The following is a 20,256-nucleotide window of genomic DNA, read 5'->3' on the forward strand; positions in this document are numbered from 1 at the left end:
CAGGTGTCCGGTTTGATAGGGGCCAGTCCACCCGACGAAACCGCATCCGGCGCCACTGCGTTGCTCGGCACCCCGAGTATGCAAGTCGGCCCCAACGGCCGCATCGGCGTCAAGTGCGAAGCCTTTGCCGGCGCGCAAAGTGGGGGCGCCCTCAGTGGTGCCTTTGAGTGGGTGGCGCCGGACAAGCACGGCACGGGGCACTCCGTCATCGGTCAAGCCAACGCCAGCAGCAACTGGATCAGCCTGGCGACGGTCAAGGTCGAAGGCAATGCCGCGTTGGGGATGGGAGGCAGTGGCGAGTTTGGTCTTAGCATCTCGGATAACCGGCTGGCGTTTGAATGCAAAGGCTCGCTGGTGTTCGGTCCAGGGGCTGGGGGGGGCTTTGCTACGGTGGTGGATGTTGAGCAGGTTGGGCAGTTGGCGTTGTTGTTTTGTAATGCCTTGGCGCAAGTGGAGTATCGGCACCTGTTAGGAGTGACGGGGGAGGCTTTTAATTATTTGGCTTCGGGGTTGTATCAGGTGATAACGTCACCCGTGAAGGAGGCTGCCAGGGGGTTTGAGTTGGGTCGCGAAGAAATGTTTGCTTGGTGGGACAACAGAAAAGCCACAAGGATTGAAGCTGAAGCACTGGCCCGTTATTTGATTGCTCATCAGCGCGATAAGCTCATCCGGGTAAGCGGGCAGGACATCCCCTTGAGCGCATTACCCCCCGAAACCATTGGGCCCATGGTCTACCTGCTAACCGAAGGCGTTGCCGCGAGGGGAATGGGTCACTTCAACGAAAACCAGGAAAAAGCCTTGGTCATTTTGCTCTCCGAAGTTCGGCGCTGGCGGCAGTTTATCGAAGTGCTGGAGCATTGCTCGCTGAAAGGGGAAAAGGTCAATGCCATGGAAAGCCTGGAACGCATTAATGCGCTGCTTGTTGGCCACGAGCAGGATAAATTCAATCGATTTATTGACAGCTTGGCGTTTAATAATTCATCTGAACGGTCGACGCGCATGGCCTGGGAACCGAGTGAAGCCTGGCGTAAAGAAAAAGTGCTGCTGGCGGCACAGAGCAGTGGCCGGTTTGAAGGCTTGGCCTAAATAAAAGGATAAATAACAAGGGCGCTTTAACGGCGCCCTTTTAATTTTTTTGACTACAGCGACTGATCGGATTGAATAGCGCAGCGAAAACTTGCACCGGGTAAATGAATGCGCCTTACGGGCTCGTTAGGGTAACGCCGAACGGTACTGGCCGTGAGCAATGGGCTTTCGCCCGCATTCGTTCCTCGGCGAATTCTTTGCGTTCCGGTCGCCGGGCCTTGAGGGTTTTCCAATGGTGAGTGACGGTAATAGTCCTCGTCGTACCAGTCGTTCACCCAGTCGGTAGCATTTCCCGACATGTTGTAAATCCCTAAGGGATTAGGGGGGAAACTATCTACCGCAAAGGGTCGCCCCTTACCTTGAAGAGGAAAATTACGTCCATAGTTTAAGCTGCCATTGTCGGTCGGAAACGCTAAGTATTGGCCGCGGCTGCGTGCTGCATATTCCCATTGGGCCTCGGTGGGCAAATCGACTGGATAACCACTGAGTTCACCCAGCCAGCTGCAATAGTCCTTGGCTTCTTGCCAGCTTTTGCTCGGTGCAGGTAGGTTAGGTGAAAACCGCACAATTTTTAAATCTTCTCGTTCACGATATTCAGCGTCTATTAACGGCTTGCCAAGCACAACAAAGAACAGGTCAACGCTCTTCAGCGTTGTCTGAAACTTCGACAAGTAATAGCTGCTGAGCTTGACGGGATGAACGAAGTCATCATCACCGTCCATACTTATCCGCCCCATCCGCTCCGGTTCTACCCCGCAGGGCCAGTCACACATGTTGCTGGGGTCATCGTCAAACACCCAACCAAAATCGCCCATCTGAAATTCGCCGCCTTCGACAAACACCATATTGTCCAAAGAACTCACCACTGTATTCAGCAGCGTGCTGCGAATATCTGCGGAGAGTGTTGGGTATTTATGCTCGATAGTGGCTGCGATTCTGGCGACTTTGTCGGAGGACAGCTTCTCACTTTTAGGTAGCGGCGTGGATGGAGCCTGGCAGCCAGCCAGCAACAGTAAAGTGTAAAAAGGTAATAAGATGTTTCTTATCACGTGAATATCCTTATACCGATAAGCCAAGGCCGCAAGACTATCATTTTTTGCGGTATGGCATGTGCGCTAAGTTTGGCTGTATGAGTTGGAAGGCGTAGTGGGTGTGTTTGATCGAGCTCTAATTGTTGACAGTTTGGCGTTTAATAATTCATCTGAACGGTCGACGCGCATGGCCTGGGAACCCAGTGAAGCCTGGCGTAAAGAAAAAGTGCTGCTGGCGGCACAGAGCAGTGGCCGGTTTGAAGGCTTGGCCTAAATAAAGGATAAATAACAAGGGCGCTTTAACGGCGCCCTTTTAATTTTTTGTGACTACAGCGACTGATCGGATTGAATAGCGCAGCGAAAACTTGCACCGGGTAAATGAATGCTCTTTACGGGCTCGTTAGGGTAACGCCGAACGGTACTGGCCGTGAGCAATGGGCTTTCGCCCGCATTAGTTCCTCGGCGAATTCTTTGTGTTCCGGTCGCCGGGCCTTGAGGGTTTTCCAATGGTGAGTGACGGTAATAGTCCTTGTCGTACCAGTCGTTCACCCAGTCGGTAGCATTTCCCGACATGTTGTAAATCCCTAAGGGATTAGGGGGGAAACTATCTACCGCAAAGGGTCGCCCCTTACCTTGAAGAGGAAAATTACGTCCATAGTTTAAGCTGCCATTGTCGGTCGGAAACGCTAAGTATTGGCCGCGGCTGCGTGCTGCATATTCCCATTGGGCCTCGGTGGGCAAATCGACTGGATAACCACTGAGTTCACCCAGCCAGCTGCAATAGTCCTTGGCTTCTTGCCAGCTTTTGCTCGGTGCAGGTAGGTTAGGCGAAAACCGCACAATTTTTAAATCTTCTCGTTCACGATATTCAGCGTCTATTAACGGCTTGCCAAGCACAACAAAGAACAGGTCAACGCTCTTCAGCGTTGTCTGAAATTTCGACAAGTAATAGCTGCTGAGCTTGACGGGATGAACGAAGTCATCATCACCGTGCATACTTATCCGCCCCATCCGCTCCGGTTCTACCCCACAGGGCCAGTTACACATGTTGCTGGGGTCATCGTCAAACACCCAACCAAAATCGCCCATCTGAAATTCGCCGCCTTCGACAAATACCATATTGTCCAAAGAACTCACCACTGTATTCAGCAGCGTGCTGCGAATATCTGCGGAGAGTGTTGGGTATTTATGCTCGATAGTGGCTGCGATTCTGGCGACTTTGTCGGAGGACAGCTTCTCACTTTTAGGTAGCGGCGTGGATGGAGCCTGGCAGCCAGCCAGCAACAGTAAAGTGTAAAAAGGTAATAAGATGTTTCTTATCACGTGAATATCCTTATACCGATAAGCCAAGGCCGCAAGACTATCATTTTTTGCGGTATGGCATGTGCGCTAAGTTTGGCTGTATGAGTTGGAAGGCGTAGTGGGTGTGTTTGATCGAGCTCTAATTGTTGACAGTTTGGCGTTTAATAATTCATCTGAACGGTCGACGCGCATGGCCTGGGAACCCAGTGAAGCCTGGCGTAAAGAAAAAGTGCTGCTGGCGGCACAGAGCAGTGGCCGGTTTGAAGGCTTGGCCTAAATAAAGGATAAATAACAAGGGCGCTTTAACGGCGCCCTTTTAATTTTTTGTGACTGCAGCGACTGATCGGATTGAATAGCGCAGCGAAAGCCGGAATTGGGTAGGTGCTGGCTATGCTCTGGATCGATGGACCAGCGTCGAACCGTGCTGGCACCGAGCAGGGGATCTTCTGATACGGTGGCACCTCGGCGGATACGCTGAGTGCCGGTTTTAGGCCCCTGCGGGTTTTCTAATGGCGAATGACGGTAGTAGTCTTTGTCATACCAGTCGCTCACCCAGTTAGTTCCGTTACCCGACATGCCGTAAAGCCCTAAGGGGTTGGGTGGGAACTTATCGATGGGGAAATTATCGCCAGCCGCAGGAGCGGGAAAATTACGTCCATAGTTTAAGCTGCCATTGTCGGTCGGAAACGCTAAGTATTGGCCGCGGCTGCGTGCTGCATATTCCCATTGGGCTTCGGTGGGTAGGCCCACTGGGTATTCACTGATTTCCCCCAACCAATCGCAAAAGTCCTTCGCTTCTTGCCAGTTCTTTGTCGGCGCAGGTAGATTGGGTGCGTAAAATTTAAATTTTAAATCTGCTCGTTCACGATATTCCGCATCAAACAACGGTTTACCCTGCGCAATAAAAAATAAATCAAAATCCGCCAGCGTTGTCTGAAACTTTGACAAGTAATAGCTGCTGAGCTTGACGGGATGAACGAAGTCATCATCACCGTGCATACTTATCCGCCCCATCCGCTCCGGTTCTACCCCACAGGGCCATTCACACATGTTGCTGGGGTCATCGTCAAACACCCAACCAAAATCGCCCATCTGAAATTCACCGCCTTCGACAAACACCATATTGTCCAAAGAACTCACCACAGTATTCAGCAGCGTGCTGCGAATATCTGCGGAGAGTGTTGGGTATTTATGCTCGATAGTGGCTGCGATCCTGGCGACTTTGTCGGAGGACAGCTTCTCACTTTTAGGTGGCGGCGTGGATGGAGCCTGGCAGCCAGCCAGCAACAGTAAAGTGCAAAAAGGTAATAAGATGTTTCTTGTCACGTGAATATCCTTATACCGATAAGCCAAGGCCGCAAGACTATCATTTTTTGCGGTATGGCATGTGCGCTAAGTTTGGCTGTATGAGTTGGAAGGCGTAGTGGGTGTGTTTGATCGCGCTCTTATTTTTGGCGTACCTATAGCGGCTGAATAGATTGGATGGAACAGCGAAAGCTATAACCAGCTATATATTCTCCCTTTATTGATTCATTAGCCCAGCGCCGAACGGTACTGGCATTCAATAATGGACTCTCACCATAACCTGAACCTCGATTAACTCGCAGGGTTCCTGTTTCAGGGCCTTGAGGATTCTCTAATGGTGAATGGCGGTAATAATTTTTGTCGTACCAATCATTGACCCAGTCTGTAGCATTGCCCGAGAGGTTATAAATTCCTAAAGGGTTAGGGGTGAAACTATCAATCGCAAAGGTGCGGCGTTTATTTCCACCAGGTTCGGGGAAGTTGCGACCATAATTTAAACTCCCGTTGTCGGTGGAGAACGCTACATATTGTCCACGATTGCGCGCTGCATATTCCCACTGTGCCTCGGTAGGCAGATCCACCAGATAACCACTTAGCCTGCCTAACCAATTGCAGTAGTCCTTCGCTTCTTGCCAGTTCTTTGTCGGCGCAGGTAGGTTTGGTGCGTAAAGCTTAACCTTCAAATCTTCTCGTTCACGATATTCCGCATCAAACAACGGTTTACCCTGCGCAATAAAAAATAAATCAAAATCCGCCAGCGTTGTCTGAAACTTTGACAAGTAATAGCTGCTGAGCTTGACGGGATGAACGAAGTCATCATCACCGTGCATACTTATCCGCCCCATCCGCTCCGGTTCTACCCCACAGGGCCATTCACACATGTTGCTGGGGTCATCGTCAAACACCCAACCAAAATCGCCCATCTGAAATTCACCGCCTTCGACAAACACCATATTGTCCAAAGAACTCACCACGGTATTCAGCAGCGTGCTGCGAATATCTGCGGAGAGTGTTGGGTATTTATGCTCGATAGTGGCTGCGATTCTGGCGACTTTGTCGGAGGACAGCTTCTCACTTTTAGGTAGCGGCGTGGATGGAGCCTGGCAGCCAGCCAGCAACAGTAAAGTGCAAAAAGGTAATAAGATGTTTCTTATCACGTGAATGTCCTTATATCTACAATCCAAGGCCGCGAAACTATCATTTTTACTGCGTATTCGGGATGTTAATTGCCGCCTTATTAAATAGGTAGGCGTGTGGTTGAGTTGGAAGTTGTTATTACTTTATTCGCTTATGCAGTAATGGACTTTAAAAGTGATCTTTATATTGTTTGTCTGGAAATAAAAAAGCCACTGTCCGCATGGCACAGTGGCTTTGTGCAGGGTGGCGTCAAGACACCAGGTAGCCTTTGACCCCGGTGAAGATGATCTGCGCCGCCAGTGCGCAGACGAACAGCCCCATCAAGCGACTGACAATCTGCAGGCCCTGATCGCCGAGGATGCGCTCGATATGATTGGAGAGATAAAGCACGACGCCGACCGTCAGGCTGGCCATGGCAATACTGAGGATGGCGGTGAGTTTGTCATCCCAGTGGGGTTGGCTGACGCCCATTACCAGCAGCGCGCCGATGGTGCCGGGGCCTACGGTCAGGGGAATGGTCAGCGGAACAATCGTCACGTCCTGCTGCACATTGTCGGTCTGCACGGCGGACTTGCCCTGGGCCATGGCCAGTGCCGAGATGAATAGCACGCTGCCGGCGCCGATGCGAAAAGCGTCTACGGTAATGCCGAATACGCTGAAAATCACTCGGCCGAACAGGTACAGCAAGACGCTGGAGACCAATGTCGCGAGCGCGACTTTCCAGGCCAGGCGTCGTTGTTCCTTGCGTGAATAGCCACGGGTCAGGCTGATGAAGCAGGACAACACGAAGAACGGGCTGTAGAGCACCAGCATCTTCAGGTAAACGCTGAACAACACGTGGAGCATGATTGACGCTCGCGGCGAGGGAAATTGACGGGGAGTCTATCAGGCGCTGCGGGGTCTGTCGGCTCAGGAGGTCGGTACGGTGATTCGGTTCTGTTGATCGCGCTGAGCTACCCAATGTTCGATCAGTTCACGTAACTGCGACAGTTCGACCGGTTTGGCCATGTGTCCGTCCATGCCTGCCTGGCGCGCACGCTCCTTGTGTTCTGCAAGAATGTGCGCGGTCAGCGCGACAATCGGCGTGCGTATCCGCTGATTGCCGACTTCCCAGGCGCGCAGTTGTTGAGTCGCGGAGAACCCATCGAGAATCGGCATCTCGCAGTCCATCAGGACCAAGTCGTAGCGCTGGGCTTTCATCGCCTGCAACGCTTCTTCGCCATTGCTGGCGGTGTCCGGTTGCAGGTTGAGCTTGCCCAGCATGCCGCGGATCACTTTGGTCGAAATGGTGTTGTCTTCCGCCACCAAAATACGGAAATCGCTCGGCACTTTTATAGGTGCTATCGCGCCGCCAGGTTGTTGTTGCGAGGTTATCTGGCCTTTACTGCGCTGGTTCAGTTCGTCCGCCAGGGTGGTCTTGAGGGTGTAGCCGGCGACGGGCTTGGCCAGAATGCGCTTGATACCGGCGTTGCGCGCAATGATTTTGCTTGGCGCGTTACTGATGCCCGTGAGCATGATCAGCAGAATGTCGTGATTCAGGCTCGGGTCTTCCTTGATCTTTGCGGCCAATTGCATACCGGTCATGCCAGGCATGTTCTGGTCCAGCAGGACCACATCGAAATAGTCACGCAAGTGAGCCTTGGTTCGCAGCAAGGCCAGCGCTTCCTTGCCCGATGGCACGGCGCTGACGTTAAGGCCCCAGGCGCTGCACTGCTGCACCAGCACCTTGCGGCACGTATCGTTATCGTCGACCACCAACACCCGTGCGCCTTGCAGTGGACCGTCGAGGTCGCAGGTCGGGTGTTCGAGACGGTCGGGGTCAAGCGGCAAGGTCAGCCACAAGGTGTTGCCCTGACTGGCGCCGCTCTTGATACCAAATTCACCCTGCATCAAGCGAATCAACTGACGGGCGATGACCAGCCCCAGGTTGCCGCCCAGGCGGGTGGCCGAGAGGAAGTTCTTGCTGTGCAGTTCGGCGTGCATCAACGCGTCGCGTTCTTCGGTGTCCATCGGCTGGCCGCTGTCCTGTACGGCAATGCGTAAGCGCGATTTAGCGCTGCGCTCGTCGAGGGCGACGACGATCAGGACTTCGCCTTCGTCGGTTTTCTTGAGTGCATTTTCCAGCAGGCTCAGCAGGGTCTGACGCAGGCGTGTGGGGTCACCGCTGATCACCCTTGGGACTTGGGGCTGGATAAAGCTGATCAGTTCGACATTTTGCTGTTCAGCCTTGGCGCGGAAAATGCTCAGGCAGTCTTCGATCAGGGCATTGAGATCAAATTGCACATCGTCGAGTTCGATCTGCCCGGACTCGAGCTTGGAGATGTCGAGGATCTCATTGATCAGTGTCAGCAGTTCGTTGCCGGCGCTGTGGATGGTTTGCACGTAATCGCGTTGTTTGACCGACAGGGGCGTACCCAGCAGCAGTTCGGTCATGCCCAGTACGCCGTTCATCGGGGTGCGGATTTCGTGGCTGATTTTCGCCAGGAATTCGGCCTTGGCGTTGATCTCGGCGTTGCTGGCGGCAAGGTCGCGGCTGATGCTGAAGCGGTCTTCGGTGATGCTGCGTTGGCGCTCTCCCAGTGCAATGCTCATCAACAGGCCGCTGATGCAAATAAAGGCGAGCAACGTGATGATCAGCCATTGCGGTGCTACCAGGGTCAGCCCGAGCAGTGCCGGCAAGATGATCAATGTACCGATGTTGAACACCACCATGGCTGCCACGAAGAGCCGGGCCGGGCGATAGCCTTTATGCCAGTGATAGGCGCTGACGAACAGCATGCTCAGGCCGGCGAGTGCGACCAGGGCGTAGGTGATGACGTTCAGCGGCAGCGTATTAACGAACAGCAAGAGCAGGCCGCAAACGACGATGAACAGAATATCCCCCAGCAGCAGCTTGTTCAGCGGGTGCGGGCCGAGCGGTGCGAAAAATCGGTAGGCAAACATCAGGCCGCAGGGTGCCGTCAACAGCAACGCCAAATAGGCCCCCGGCGTCTGGATGGCACGCCAGTCGGGCAACCACGGCCCCGCCACATTCAACAGCAGGACCAAGCTGAGCAGCAGCAGACTTTCGCAGGCTGCCAGCCAGAGGCTGCTGCGCGAACGGGTGTAAGCGTAACGGGTCAGGTTATGCAGGATCAGCATGGCGATGCAGCCGAAGAGCAGGCCATAGACAAGTGTCAGGTTCTGATTGGCGGCGGTCATGACCGCCGACTGAAGCGTAATGTATGGCCGTAACTGATGCTCGGACACCAGACGCAGATAAATCTCGAGAGGCTTGTCGCTTTGGGGCAGCGGCAACATGAAATCATTGCTGGGCAATGGCCGCTCAGTCTGGGGTTGTTTGGTGCCGCTGGCCGTTTGCTCGACCAGTTTGTCGCCGTCCAGCACATACAGGTTGAGGTGTGCCAGGTCCGGCGCGAACACTCGCAGTAACTGTTCGTGCTTGCCGGGAGCCAGTTTAAAGCGTAGCCACAAGGCGCCATCGGGTTCGGCCGCAGTGAGCCGGTCGAGTTCGATGGGGCTGAATTGATTGATGTAGCGCGCGGAGCGGATGTCGCTCAACTGCAGGTCGCCCTGTTCGTCGAGCAATACCGACCAGCCACTGCCCTGCGCGGCGAGTGCCGGGAGCATGCAGAGCAAGGTCAGCAGCGTGACGGTGAAGCCTATGGCAATCCTGAGCCAGCGCACGGCGAAATCCCTTCGTAGGTTGATGCCAGAATATAACTATGCGCGGCGTCGCAATCGCGCGGCAAGGACCTGTGGTCCTCGCCTAGCCGAATGGATAGCTTATTCCTGATGTTCACCACGCTCGCGGGCGATAGCCCGGTAGCCGATGTCCTTGCGGTAGAAGCAGCCTTCCCAATCGATCTTTGCCGCCAATGCGTAAGCCTGTTGCTGAGCCACATCAACACTGGCACCCATGGCCGTGGCGCACAGTACCCGGCCACCGGCCGTCACCACTTGACCCTCCTTGAGCGCAGTGCCTGCATGGAAGACTTTGCCTTCGAGGCTTGCCGCTGCGTCGAGACCGTTGATGATCACGCCTTTGGCGTAGTCACCTGGGTAGCCACCCGCGGCCAGCACGATGCCGACGCTTGGGCGCGGATCCCATTGCGCTTCAACCTTGTCCAGGGCTTGCGCCAAGGCTGCTTCGACCAGCAATACCAGGCTCGACTGCAAGCGCAGCATCACCGGTTGGGTCTCAGGGTCGCCGAAACGGCAGTTGAATTCGATGACTTTCGGGTTGCCTGCCTTGTCGATCATCAGACCGGCGTACAAGAATCCGGTGTAGACATTACCTTCATCGGCCATCCCGCGCACGGTTGGCCAGATCACCAGGTCCATGACGCGTTTGTGGACTTCAGCCGTCACGACGGGTGCGGGTGAGTAAGCCCCCATGCCGCCGGTGTTCGGACCGGTGTCGCCGTCGCCGACGCGCTTGTGATCCTGGCTGGTGGCCATCGGCAATACGTTCTTGCCGTCGACCATGACGATGAAGCTGGCTTCTTCACCGTCGAGGAACTCTTCGATCACCACGCGTGAGCCGGCGTCGCCAAATGCATTGCCAGCGAGCATGTCGCGTACTGCGTCTTCGGCTTCGCTCAGCGTCATGGCGACGATCACGCCTTTACCGGCGGCCAGGCCGTCGGCCTTGATCACGATCGGTGCGCCTTTCTCACGCAAGTAAGCCAGGGCCGGCTCAATCTCGGTGAAGTTCTGGTAGTCGGCCGTGGGGATTTTGTGGCGTGCCAGAAAGTCTTTAGTGAAGGCTTTTGAACCTTCCAGTTGGGCTGCGCCAGCGGTCGGACCGAAGCAATCGAGACCGCGCGAGCGGAACAGATCGACAACGCCGGCAACCAATGGCACTTCCGGGCCAACGATGGTCAGGGAGACGTTTTTCTCGGCAAAATCGGCCAGTTGCTCAAGGGCCAGTACGTCGATAGCGACGTTCTCGCACTTGGCTTCAATGGCGGTGCCGGCGTTGCCCGGAGCAACAAAGACCTTTTGTACGCGTGGATCCTGAGCTACTTTCCAGGCCAGGGCGTGTTCACGGCCACCGCTGCCAATGATCAAAACATTCATTTCAAAAACCTCGGATGACGCTAATTCTGGAGGCAGCACTGATGCTGCTTTTCTGTGGGCGCGTCGTATCAGTGACGGAAGTGGCGCATGCCGGTGAAGACCATGGCGATGCCGGCCTCGTCGGCCGCAGCAATCACTTCGTTATCACGCATCGAACCGCCTGGCTGGATAACCGCAGTGATGCCGACCTTGGCCGCGTTGTCCAAGCCATCGCGGAACGGGAAGAACGCGTCGGAGGCCATCACCGAGCCCGCCACCTGCAATCCGGCATGTTCAGCCTTGATCGCGGCGATACGGGCGGAGTTCACGCGGCTCATCTGGCCCGCGCCGACACCGATGGTCTGACGGTTCTTGGCGTAGACGATGGCGTTGGACTTAACGTATTTGGCGACTTTCCAGGCGAAGATCAGGTCGTGGATTTCCTGTTCGGTCGGGGCACGCTTGGTCACGACTTTCAGGTCATCGGCGCTGATCATGCCAATGTCGCGGCTCTGCACCAGCAGGCCGCCGTTGACGCGTTTGTAATCCCAGGCAGCGGCGCGATCAGCCGACCACTCGCCGCAGGCCAACAGGCGCACGTTGGCCTTGGCCGCAACAATGGCACGCGCTTCGTCACTCACGGAGGGCGCGATGATCACTTCGACAAACTGGCGCTCGACGATGGCCTTGGCCGTTTCAGCGTCGAGTTCGCGGTTGAAGGCGATGATGCCGCCGAACGCGGATTCGGTATCGGTCGCGTAGGCCAGTTCGTAGGCTTGGCGGATGCCGCCTTCGGTGTCCAGGCTCACGGCAACGCCGCATGGGTTGGCGTGTTTGACGATCACGCAAGCCGGCTTGACGAAGCTCTTCACGCATTCCAGCGCGGCGTCGGTGTCGGCGACGTTGTTGTACGAAAGCTCTTTGCCTTGGAGTTGGGTCGCGGTAGCGATGCCCACTTCGGTCGGCGTGGTTTCCAGGTAGAACGCCGCGCTCTGATGCGGGTTCTCGCCGTAGCGCATTTCCTGAGCCTTGACGAACTGGCTGTTGAAGGTGCGCGGGAATTCGCTGCGACCTTCGGTGCTGAGGGTGTCAGCGGCCTGATTTACGGTGCCCATGTAGTTGGCGATCATGCCGTCGTAGGCCGCGGTGTGTTCGAAAGCCTTGAGCATCAGGTCGAAACGCTGAGCGTAGGTCAGGCCGCCGGCCTTGAGGCTTTCCAAGACGTTGGCGTAATCGCTGGTGTTGACCACGATGGCCACGTCTTTGTGATTTTTTGCGGCTGAGCGGACCATGGTCGGGCCGCCGATATCAATGTTTTCGATAGCGGTTGGCAGGTCACAGCCAGGCTTGTTGATGGTGGCCTGGAACGGGTACAGGTTGACCGCAACCAGATCAATCGGCTTGATGCCGTGCTCGTTCATGATGGCATCGTCGATACCGCGACGACCCAGGATCCCACCATGGATTTTTGGGTGCAGGGTCTTGACACGACCGTCCATCATTTCCGCAAAACCGGTGTAATCCGCGACTTCCACTGCGGCAACGCCGTTGTCGCGCAGCAGTTTGAACGTTCCGCCTGTGGAGAGAATCTCGACGCCCAGCGCTTCAAGCGCCTTGGCGAACTCGAGGATCCCGGTCTTGTCGGAAACGCTGATCAATGCGCGACGGATCGGCAGGCGGGTGGTCTGGTCGGTCATTTCAATTTCCATCAAAAGCAAAGGAGTCAGCAAAAAAGGCGACCGGTTTTACGTGGGCGCCTTTCTGGTTTGATTGAATGCTTACAGCAGATCGTACTGCTTGAGTTTTTTACGCAGCGTGCCCCGGTTCAGTCCGAGCAGTTCGCTGGCCTTGGTCTGGTTGCCCTTGACGTAGTTCATCACGCTTTCGAGCAGGGGCGCCTCGACTTCGGAGAGCACCAGGTTGTACACATCCGTGACGGCAGCGCCCTCAAGGTGGGCGAAATAATTGTGCAGCGCCTTCTCGACACTCCCGCGAAGGGTCTGACCTTCTTCGCTCGGCGTATTGAGGTGCTGTTTCAAATTCACATTGTCGCTCACGGGTGTTGTTCCACTCACTAAAGTCTCGGTCATCATCGTCATGCGGCCACCCCTTCTCCGTCCCCTGCCAGGCTCTTGTAACGCTCGGCGAAGAACTCCCGAACGCTGGCGCATTGTATTTGCGTACCATCCAATCGATTGAAATGGGCACGAAACTCCCTGGCGCCCGGCAGGGTTGCGAGATACCAGCCCACATGCTTGCGAGCAATGCGTACACCCATCACGTCTCCGTAGAAGACGTGCAGCGCCGCCAGATGCTCTAGCAGAATGCGTTCCACCTCGATCAGTTCGAGTGGCGGGAGTTTCTCTCCCGTCCGCAGAAAATGATCGATCTCACGAAAAATCCAGGGCCGCCCCTGGGCGGCCCGGCCAATAAGCAGGCCATCGGCACCGGTCGCGTCCAGCACGTATCGGGCCTTCTGCGGTGAATCTATATCGCCGTTGGCGAATACCGGAATCGACACCGCCTGCTTGATCGCGGCAATGGTGTCGTACTCGGCTTCGCCTGTGTAGAGATCGGCACGGGTGCGGCCATGCACCGCCAACGCCGTAATGCCTGCCTGTTCGGCGATCTTCGCCACGGTCAGACCGTTCTTGTTGCTCCGGTCCCAGCCGGTGCGGATCTTTAGCGTGACCGGAACATCAACCGCAGCCACGACAGCCTGCAGGATCTCGTTCACCAATGCTTCATCCTTCAACAGGGCGGAACCGGCGGCCTTGTTGCAGACCTTCTTTGCCGGACAGCCCATGTTGATATCAATGATCTGTGCGCCCAGTTCGACGTTGGCCCGTGCCGCATCCGCCAGCATCTGCGCATCACCGCCGGCGATCTGTACCGAGCGGGGCTCGGGATCACCTTCGTGGATCATGCGCATCCGCGACTTGCGGGTGTTCCACAAACTCATGTCGCTGGTGACCATTTCCGACACGACCAGCCCTGCGCCCAGTCGCTTGCACAGCTGACGAAAGGGCTGGTCGGTGACGCCCGCCATGGGGGCGAGAATCAAGCCGTTGTGCAATGTGTATGGACCGATGCGTACCGCCGACATAGGACTTCCCTGTTGTGGGGCCGGATCATGAGAGTTCGAAAAAGGGTTGGCATGATACCCGCTCTCGATGACTGGATAAAGGCTGAATTGGATAAAATCTGAACAGTTATTCTGTTATCGCCAGCGGTTTGGTGCGCGCGGGCACAGCCAGAAAACTGCCGCCAATGCTGCAACACTGAAGTCCTTCACTCGGGCGAATGGAAGCTCAGGCTGTAGTTCACCGCTTTTGGGCCAGGATCGAGGATGTCCAGCGCGATGTGAATCGGCGTCTGCGGCGGCATTTCCGACAGGCCTTCAAGGTCGCCGTTGAGGTATTCGCCAGGCTTGAAGCGACGGCTGGCAATCAGGTGGCCGTTGAGGTCGGAAAAGCGCAGTTCCAGCAAAGGGAACGGCTGGGAGAAAGGCGCACGATTGTAGATGATCGCGTCGACCACCAACGCCCCGCTGAAGTCCGGGTGGCTGCGCACCACCAGGTTGCTGCTTTTTATTTTGGCAATGTCGACCTTGGACGGCACGGTGCAGCCGATTTGCGGGCACAGTTGCTGAAACCATGGACGGTATTGGTCCTGGCGAGCCAACTCGTCTAAATGATAGGCGATGTACTGGCCAGCCAGCGCGCCAGCGCTCAGCAGAATCAATACCAGCCAGAAAAAGCGTCGTCCCCAAGGGGAGCGGCGTTTCTGCCAGTCCAGTTGCAGTGGATCGTCGGTCAGGTCCTGCAACGCTTCGGCGCGCCCGCCTGGTTCAGGGCGTTCGCGTTTTTTGCGCAGGGGCTCGATCGCAGGCAGGTCATCGTCAATGTCGTCGGTGGTCGACAGGTGACTGTGCTGGGTGGAGGTGTCGATCGGGTCGTGCAGGTGCAACTTTGGCACCTGAGGTTCTTCGTCCAGATCCATGGGGTCCAGCGACAGCGAGGGCTCGGTGCGCAAGTGTTTGCCCGAGTCTATTGTCGTTTGCGCTGCGGCAGCGGTTCCGCTGGCCAGGGCGCGGTCTACGGCTGACTCACTGAACAGGCTGTCAGACCAGGGTTCGTGGTCGTGCTCGATGCTGTCGCGACGCGCGCTCAGACTGTCTTCACGGTGTCGGCCGAATTCGGTGGTAGGCTGGATTTCCCGCTGTTCAAGCCGGGCGAGCTCTTGATCCAGGTCGAGGCCATCCAGGTCCAATTCGGCGGCGGTCCATTGCTTCTGGCTGATGGCTCGCTGCGTAGGGGGAGGGACGACCGCCGGAGCAACCGGTTTGACTGCTTCCTTGCCGGCCCGTTGCTCAAGCAGCTGTTTGGCGGCGTTGAACACCTGCAAGCATGAGCCGCAACGAACCACTCCGCGGGCCACGCTCAATTGAGCATGGCTGACGCGGAAGCTGGTTTGGCAATGCGGGCATTGGGTGACGAAGCTATCGGTCATGCGGCGATCCGGATTATGCAGGCGCTCATTCTAGCGCCGACGACCCGTGATGCGCACCCAGCCATCTCGATTGGCAATCGGGTCCAGATCAAAGTCCTGGGCATAGGCTGCCGCGACGTCTTCACCTTGTTCGGCGAGGATGCCGGACAGGGCCAGACGACCGCCGGGTTTGACCAGGCTGGACAATTGCGGCGCCAGGGACACCAACGGTCCGGCGAGAATATTGGCGACCAGTACATCGGCTTTGACCTGCGGCAGGTCTTGCGGCAGGTACAGCGGGAACAGCGCTTCGGCAATGTTGTTACGCCCGGCGTTGTCGCGTGACGCTTCGATAGCCTGCACGTCGATGTCGGTGCCCACGGCTTCCCTGGCGCCCAGCAACAGTGCGGCAATCGCCAGGATCCCCGAGCCACAGCCGAAGTCCAGCACGTTACAGCCTTTCAGGTCCTGCCCATCGAGCCACTCCAGGCACAGCGCGGTGGTCGGATGAGTGCCGGTGCCGAACGCGAGGCCCGGATCCAGCAACAGGTTTACGGCGTCTGGCTCAGGCGCGGCGTGCCAGCTCGGAACAATCCACAGACGCTGACCGAAACGCATCGGTTGGAAACCGTCCATCCAGCTGCGTTCCCAGTCCTGATCTTCAATGACTTCGCTGTGATGCTCTGGCAGCGGGCTGCCGGTCAACAGCCCAAGGTGGGCCAGTACGGTGGCGGCTTCGGTGCCACCTTCGAACAGGGCCAGCAGGTGCGTGTGCGACCACAGCGGCGTGGTATTGAGTTCCGGCTCGAAGATTGGCTGGTCTTCGGCGTCCATGAAGGTCACCGATACGGCGCCTACCTCAAGGAAGGCGTCTTCGTAGGTTTCGGCTTGTTCTGGGCTGATGGCGAGACGGACTTGCAGCCAAGGCATGGCGGGCACCTTTGAAAAATATTGATTGCAGCCTAGCGGGCTGCGAGAAGCGCGCAAGTTTACGCGAGCACGGTGCAGAAGACGACCGGGTTACCACGGTTTCGGGCGGTTTGTGCTGTGGCCCTCATGCCAGGTTGACCCACATCTGAGGTCGGTGTCCTACGCGATTGACCGATTCAGGCCGCGTTCGTTAGGGAGCCGTCTCATTGGTACTGGCGGGCGATTGCCTGAGTATTTAATAGATGAAAGGGGCTTCAGTCGTTGGAGTGCCCAAACCGCGGAGTTTGATTGTTCATGGATGAAGAGTTTGTTGCACAGGCGCCACGCAGTAGTTATCTGGATATCGACATGCCGCGCGTTACTGCTCGTCAGGCCATGCGAGCGCAGGGTGACGATGCGTTGGTGCGTGCGTTGGTCGATACCCTGTCGGCTGCGATTACCCTACAGGCCATTACGTTCGTAATGTCGCCGACGATCAACGTGCCGCCGTCGAGCATGTTGGGGCAGTGGCTGGGTGTGTACTCCAAAGCCCTTGCACGCCCGGAATTTCTGGCATGGCTGGCCCGCCATGAGTTGGTGTTCGACAGCGTGCTGTTGCGCGGTGGGGTGCTTGAAGCCAATAGCGTCAAGGGGGGCGTTTCCACCGCGAAAGTCTTCACGCCGGAAGATGATTCGGGTTGGCGCGAGATCGCCGAGCCCCTCATCGCCGCCAGCATGGTCATCGACCCGGCCTGCGGCCACATATCCGTAGCAGGGGACCCAACTCGCACTGCTGAAGGTGCCTATCCGTTGGCGCCGACCCTGGCTTTCTATGGTTACCCGTTACCGGTCAATCGAGCTCAGGCTTACGTGATGAGGGACGAGTTGCGGCGGCGCTTTAGGTTTGCGGCGATTGATAGCAGTGGCTGTGCTCGAGGTGCTTTTCTGGTCGAGCAGGCAGAGCAGGCGCATGACCTAAGGCGGGTGGCTGACGAGTTGGAACAGGTTCTGTCGGTTGATACGGACAGTTCCCAAGCGTTCGACTGGCTGGCTGTGTATCGACGACGCGTCGAATTGACCTCTGGCTCGATGCTCGCCAATACGATGAATGCCGCACTGTTGTGGCTGCACGATGTCACGGATAAGTTGGCCCAGGGCGAGCAGTCCTCAGACGTCTATTACTTCTTCTCCTTCGCCGAGCAAACTCTGATCGAGGTCGGTTCTAACTCCTTGCCTCGACCGGTGGCGCGCGACAGGCTTGCCGTGCCGGATGTCGATGCGGACATTCGCGGGCTGGCGCTTCATGCCCGAAAGCTGGGGGCGGATGTTTACTCCGATGGGCGTTTCAGTGTCGCCGCCGTGTTGCAGGCCTACGGGTGGGAGCGGCCGCTGAACGAGGCGGCTTTACGCTTGCTTGTTGATCGTTTACGTCAGTTGCCATCGCCCTTTGCACCCTATGTGGAGACGGCTGCGCATTCGGTGCCCGAGCTCGTCAAGCATCTGCGCTACATCGCGTTGTTGAACAATCGTTATCGGTTGTGGCTTGCACTGGAAGCCCAGGCAGAGGCGCGAGAGGACGCCGAAACAGTCGATATCACGTCGCTTATGATTGAAAGTGATATTGATTCGCCCTTGTACGACCTAGTGGAAATCGGCAGTCGAGGCCTTCAGGAATTGAACGGTCTGGATGAGTTTAAATCGATTCGGACGGCCCTGTCGGTCGCCCCTGACAGTCACGTATTGCTCAGTTCTTCGGGCAACCTTGGTGCAATGGCGGTGGACGGTCGCTGGGTTCGCCTGACGGACGCTGTGTTGGCGGTAGAGCGATTGTCAGGCGGGATGCCGTTGATTGCATTGATCGCCAGTCGGGCAGGAGGCGAGCTGAGAAGCAACGGCCGGATTTCCCTTGCGCAGATGCTCAGTTTTTACAATTTCAAGCTGCCAACTACGGTAAAACAGGTTCGCAGGCTGGCCCTGCTCGTTCTATCCGAGTCCTTACGCGTGCAACTTTCGGTCTCTTACTGGAACGTGCTCTCGTCTGGATCCGATGCGGCGAGTCCGTCGATGTCGGGTGCTTCCGAGCCGTTTATGCCCGAGGTTGTTCGACGTCTTTATCACTGGGATGTGAACCCGGTGACGCCAGTGGCGTTACTGTCGGATTTTCAGCGTCGCCAGTTGATCGGTGCGACCGAACAATTAATGTCGGGTGTCGAGGGCACGTTATTTGACTACCTGGCCGGGGACTTGATCGCTGGTAAGTCCCCATCCAGTATTCGGGCCGAGGCGCATTTGTTGTTGGCCTGTCTGTTCGCCAGGAAGCGGGCGCAAAGACTGGCGGGAATTCTGTCGGCCCTTGTGGGCTTTCCTGATCAGGATGTTGGCGATGCCGCGACGCGCAGCAGGCTCAAGTCGCTCGTGCTGGTGGCCTTGATCCTCAGTCTTGACCCTCTGGCGGGGACGCTGCGCAATAGCGTCGCGGGGATTAATCTGGTCGACAAGCGCTATTGGGGCGCCAGTTGTTCCGCAGTGGTGCTGGGGATTGAGTCCGCACTCGCAAACAGCACCGGCATAAGTGTCGCGACGGCTCCTCTGGCGACTCATCTTTTGCTGGCTGGCGTTGCGCCGGAGCTCCTGGTGCGCAAGATTCCCGATGCCATGCCTTACCAGTGTTCCCAGGTGTGGGTGACCTTCAAGCATCTGGTGGCTTATCTGGAGTCGAAGTACACGGGGTTATCGCTTCGGCTAACGTTCGACAACATCATGACGTGGGTCAAGGGCTACGATCTCAGGCCTGCGCTCTGGCGGCAGGTTGCGTTTAGCGGTCCGCTCATCGATTGGGCTAGCGCTAACGGCGTGTTGCTGGGGAACAAGGAAGTGTTTACATCAGACGAATTCAATGCGGCGAGAGGCGCTTTTCTCGAGCAGCGAACGACGGTATTGAGGTCTGTGGAAGTGCTTTATTTGCAGTTTCCCAGCCGTAGAGCGCGCGCCTTGAATGATTTGCGCTGGGTCTTTCCCGACAATGATTATCTGGATCAGGAGATATTGACTGCCGTCGCTGATGAGGGGGGCACGCCGTCTGAGCAGAAGGTGTCGTTCGTTGACTTACACATGGCAGGGCAATTGACGGCGGGGTCGAGTGCGTGGCGGTCCATGGTAGAAGGTGTTGATTACAGCAGAATGGCCGAGCGTTTTTATCGGCTGACCGCTGTCAGTAAGCTGCACGGCGATGCTTTTAATCTCAGGCTTGACGAGCTGCACTCGGCTTATGTGAACTCCATCCAGTACGAGATCGCCAATTTAAGCCTGCCTCACCGGCAATTGCTTGAGTACGGGTCGCTGGAGTTGTACACCCTGAGTGACACAGCGCCAGGTGCTTCGCGAGCTGAACCGCTGAGTCGTTATGGCGTCATTGTGTGGTGCGAGCATCCGGCCTTTCAAGATCGAGCCTTCGAGATTTTTCCTGGGCTGATTAGGGTTGTCGAGCACGCTGACTTGCGCCGCACGCAGTTCAACTCAACGCTGAGGGCTCGATCTTGGCCTGTCGATTTGCAGGCTTACACCCTTGGAAGCCTTCCCCGAAACAAGGTCAGTGCGCGCGTCTGGCACGAAAAAATTGATAATTTCTGGCCTTCTGCCCATGACTCGTTACCTGATGCCAGCACGCTGGGTGTGCCGCAATCTTACACCTCGCCAAGAATTCACATGCTGGTCACCAGCCTGTTAGACAAGAGCTTGTTTTTGGGGAGCGAGGCACTACGCGAGTCTGCCCGTCAGGCCGTCAGCCTTGAGCAGGGTAGGGGTGGGTATGATCCCTGGAGCGAGTATTTCAATAGACTCGCCTTCAAAAAACTGGTGTGAACGTGGTGTAGAAGACTGCCGCTGCTGCTGGCCAGAAACAACAAAGCCGCTCGAAAGCGGCTTTGTTGGTTGG

Annotated in this window: 14 protein-coding genes; 2 read left to right on the forward strand and 12 right to left on the reverse strand. The window is 56.6% G+C overall.

Translation table 11 applies throughout. The annotated features are described in order from the left end of the window. Positions 1–3: 3 nt before the first annotated feature. Positions 4–1,086: a hypothetical protein gene (locus RHM68_RS02645; RefSeq protein ID WP_322220405.1), complete on the forward strand. Its 1,083-nt coding sequence runs from the start codon at positions 4–6 to the stop codon at positions 1,084–1,086. Between the two features lie 53 nt (positions 1,087–1,139). On the opposite strand, the gene RHM68_RS02650 is transcribed toward RHM68_RS02645, so the two are convergent. The 12 genes from RHM68_RS02650 to prmA all read right to left on the reverse strand — a co-directional run bounded on the left by RHM68_RS02650 (position 1,140) and on the right by prmA (position 16,343). Next, on the reverse strand, positions 1,140–2,135 hold the full coding sequence (locus tag RHM68_RS02650; RefSeq protein ID WP_322220406.1) for a formylglycine-generating enzyme family protein: 996 nt from the start codon (positions 2,133–2,135) through the stop codon (positions 1,140–1,142). A gap of 309 nt (positions 2,136–2,444) precedes the next feature. Next, on the reverse strand, positions 2,445–3,440 hold the full coding sequence (locus RHM68_RS02655; protein WP_322220407.1) for a formylglycine-generating enzyme family protein: 996 nt from the start codon (positions 3,438–3,440) through the stop codon (positions 2,445–2,447). Between the two features lie 252 nt (positions 3,441–3,692). Continuing rightward, the gene (locus RHM68_RS02660) at positions 3,693–4,745 is read right to left on the reverse strand and encodes a formylglycine-generating enzyme family protein (protein WP_322220408.1); all 1,053 of its coding nucleotides are present in this window, start codon (positions 4,743–4,745) and stop codon (positions 3,693–3,695) included. Positions 4,746–4,879: 134 nt separating this feature from the next. Beyond that, on the reverse strand, positions 4,880–5,881 hold the full coding sequence (locus RHM68_RS02665) for a formylglycine-generating enzyme family protein (protein WP_322220409.1): 1,002 nt from the start codon (positions 5,879–5,881) through the stop codon (positions 4,880–4,882). Positions 5,882–6,110: 229 nt separating this feature from the next. Further along, positions 6,111–6,707 (reverse strand): MarC family protein, encoded by a 597-nt coding sequence (locus tag RHM68_RS02670; RefSeq protein WP_322220410.1) that lies wholly within the window; start codon positions 6,705–6,707, stop codon positions 6,111–6,113. A gap of 63 nt (positions 6,708–6,770) precedes the next feature. Further along, positions 6,771–9,548, reverse strand: a complete 2,778-nt coding sequence (locus tag RHM68_RS02675) for a hybrid sensor histidine kinase/response regulator (RefSeq protein WP_322220411.1) — start codon at positions 9,546–9,548, stop codon at positions 6,771–6,773. 99 nt (positions 9,549–9,647) lie between these two features. After that, positions 9,648–10,943 carry a phosphoribosylamine--glycine ligase gene (purD, locus tag RHM68_RS02680; protein WP_322220412.1) on the reverse strand — a complete coding sequence of 432 codons (1,296 nt, stop codon included), beginning with the start codon at positions 10,941–10,943 and terminating at the stop codon, positions 9,648–9,650. Positions 10,944–11,011: 68 nt separating this feature from the next. Then, on the reverse strand, positions 11,012–12,619 hold the full coding sequence (gene purH / locus RHM68_RS02685) for a bifunctional phosphoribosylaminoimidazolecarboxamide formyltransferase/IMP cyclohydrolase (protein WP_322220413.1): 1,608 nt from the start codon (positions 12,617–12,619) through the stop codon (positions 11,012–11,014). An 81-nt stretch (positions 12,620–12,700) separates the two neighbouring features. Further along, complete coding sequence (fis, locus tag RHM68_RS02690) at positions 12,701–13,021, reverse strand: DNA-binding transcriptional regulator Fis (protein ID WP_003186237.1); 321 nt, start codon at positions 13,019–13,021, stop codon at positions 12,701–12,703. Continuing rightward, positions 13,018–14,028, reverse strand: coding sequence for a tRNA dihydrouridine synthase DusB (dusB, locus tag RHM68_RS02695; RefSeq protein WP_322220414.1), 1,011 nt, complete (start codon positions 14,026–14,028; stop codon positions 13,018–13,020). The genes fis and dusB overlap by 4 nt, the downstream gene beginning before the upstream one ends. Before the next feature lie 185 nt (positions 14,029–14,213). Continuing rightward, entirely contained in the window at positions 14,214–15,434 is a 1,221-nt protein-coding gene (locus RHM68_RS02700) for a DUF3426 domain-containing protein (protein ID WP_322220415.1), read from the reverse strand. 30 nt (positions 15,435–15,464) lie between these two features. After that, the gene (gene prmA / locus RHM68_RS02705) at positions 15,465–16,343 is read right to left on the reverse strand and encodes a 50S ribosomal protein L11 methyltransferase (RefSeq protein WP_322220416.1); all 879 of its coding nucleotides are present in this window, start codon (positions 16,341–16,343) and stop codon (positions 15,465–15,467) included. Between the two features lie 288 nt (positions 16,344–16,631). Between prmA and RHM68_RS02710 the strand changes: the two genes are divergently transcribed. Beyond that, positions 16,632–20,183 carry a hypothetical protein gene (locus tag RHM68_RS02710; RefSeq protein ID WP_322220417.1) on the forward strand — a complete coding sequence of 1,184 codons (3,552 nt, stop codon included), beginning with the start codon at positions 16,632–16,634 and terminating at the stop codon, positions 20,181–20,183. Positions 20,184–20,256: the final 73 nt, after the last annotated feature.

The sequence above is a fragment of the Pseudomonas sp. DC1.2 genome (genome assembly GCF_034351645.1).
GTDB lineage: Bacteria > Pseudomonadota > Gammaproteobacteria > Pseudomonadales > Pseudomonadaceae > Aquipseudomonas.

Coding starts and splice junctions, on each gene's coding strand:
- RHM68_RS02670 (WP_322220410.1), bottom strand. CDS start 6,707: ATGCTCCACGTGTTGTTCAGCGTTTACCTGAAGATGCTGGTGCTCTAC.
- purD (WP_322220412.1), bottom strand. CDS start 10,943: ATGAATGTTTTGATCATTGGCAGCGGTGGCCGTGAACACGCCCTGGCC.
- purH (WP_322220413.1), bottom strand. CDS start 12,619: ATGACCGACCAGACCACCCGCCTGCCGATCCGTCGCGCATTGATCAGC.
- fis (WP_003186237.1), bottom strand. CDS start 13,021: ATGACGATGATGACCGAGACTTTAGTGAGTGGAACAACACCCGTGAGC.
- dusB (WP_322220414.1), bottom strand. CDS start 14,028: ATGTCGGCGGTACGCATCGGTCCATACACATTGCACAACGGCTTGATT.
- RHM68_RS02700 (WP_322220415.1), bottom strand. CDS start 15,434: ATGACCGATAGCTTCGTCACCCAATGCCCGCATTGCCAAACCAGCTTC.
- prmA (WP_322220416.1), bottom strand. CDS start 16,343: ATGCCTTGGCTGCAAGTCCGTCTCGCCATCAGCCCAGAACAAGCCGAA.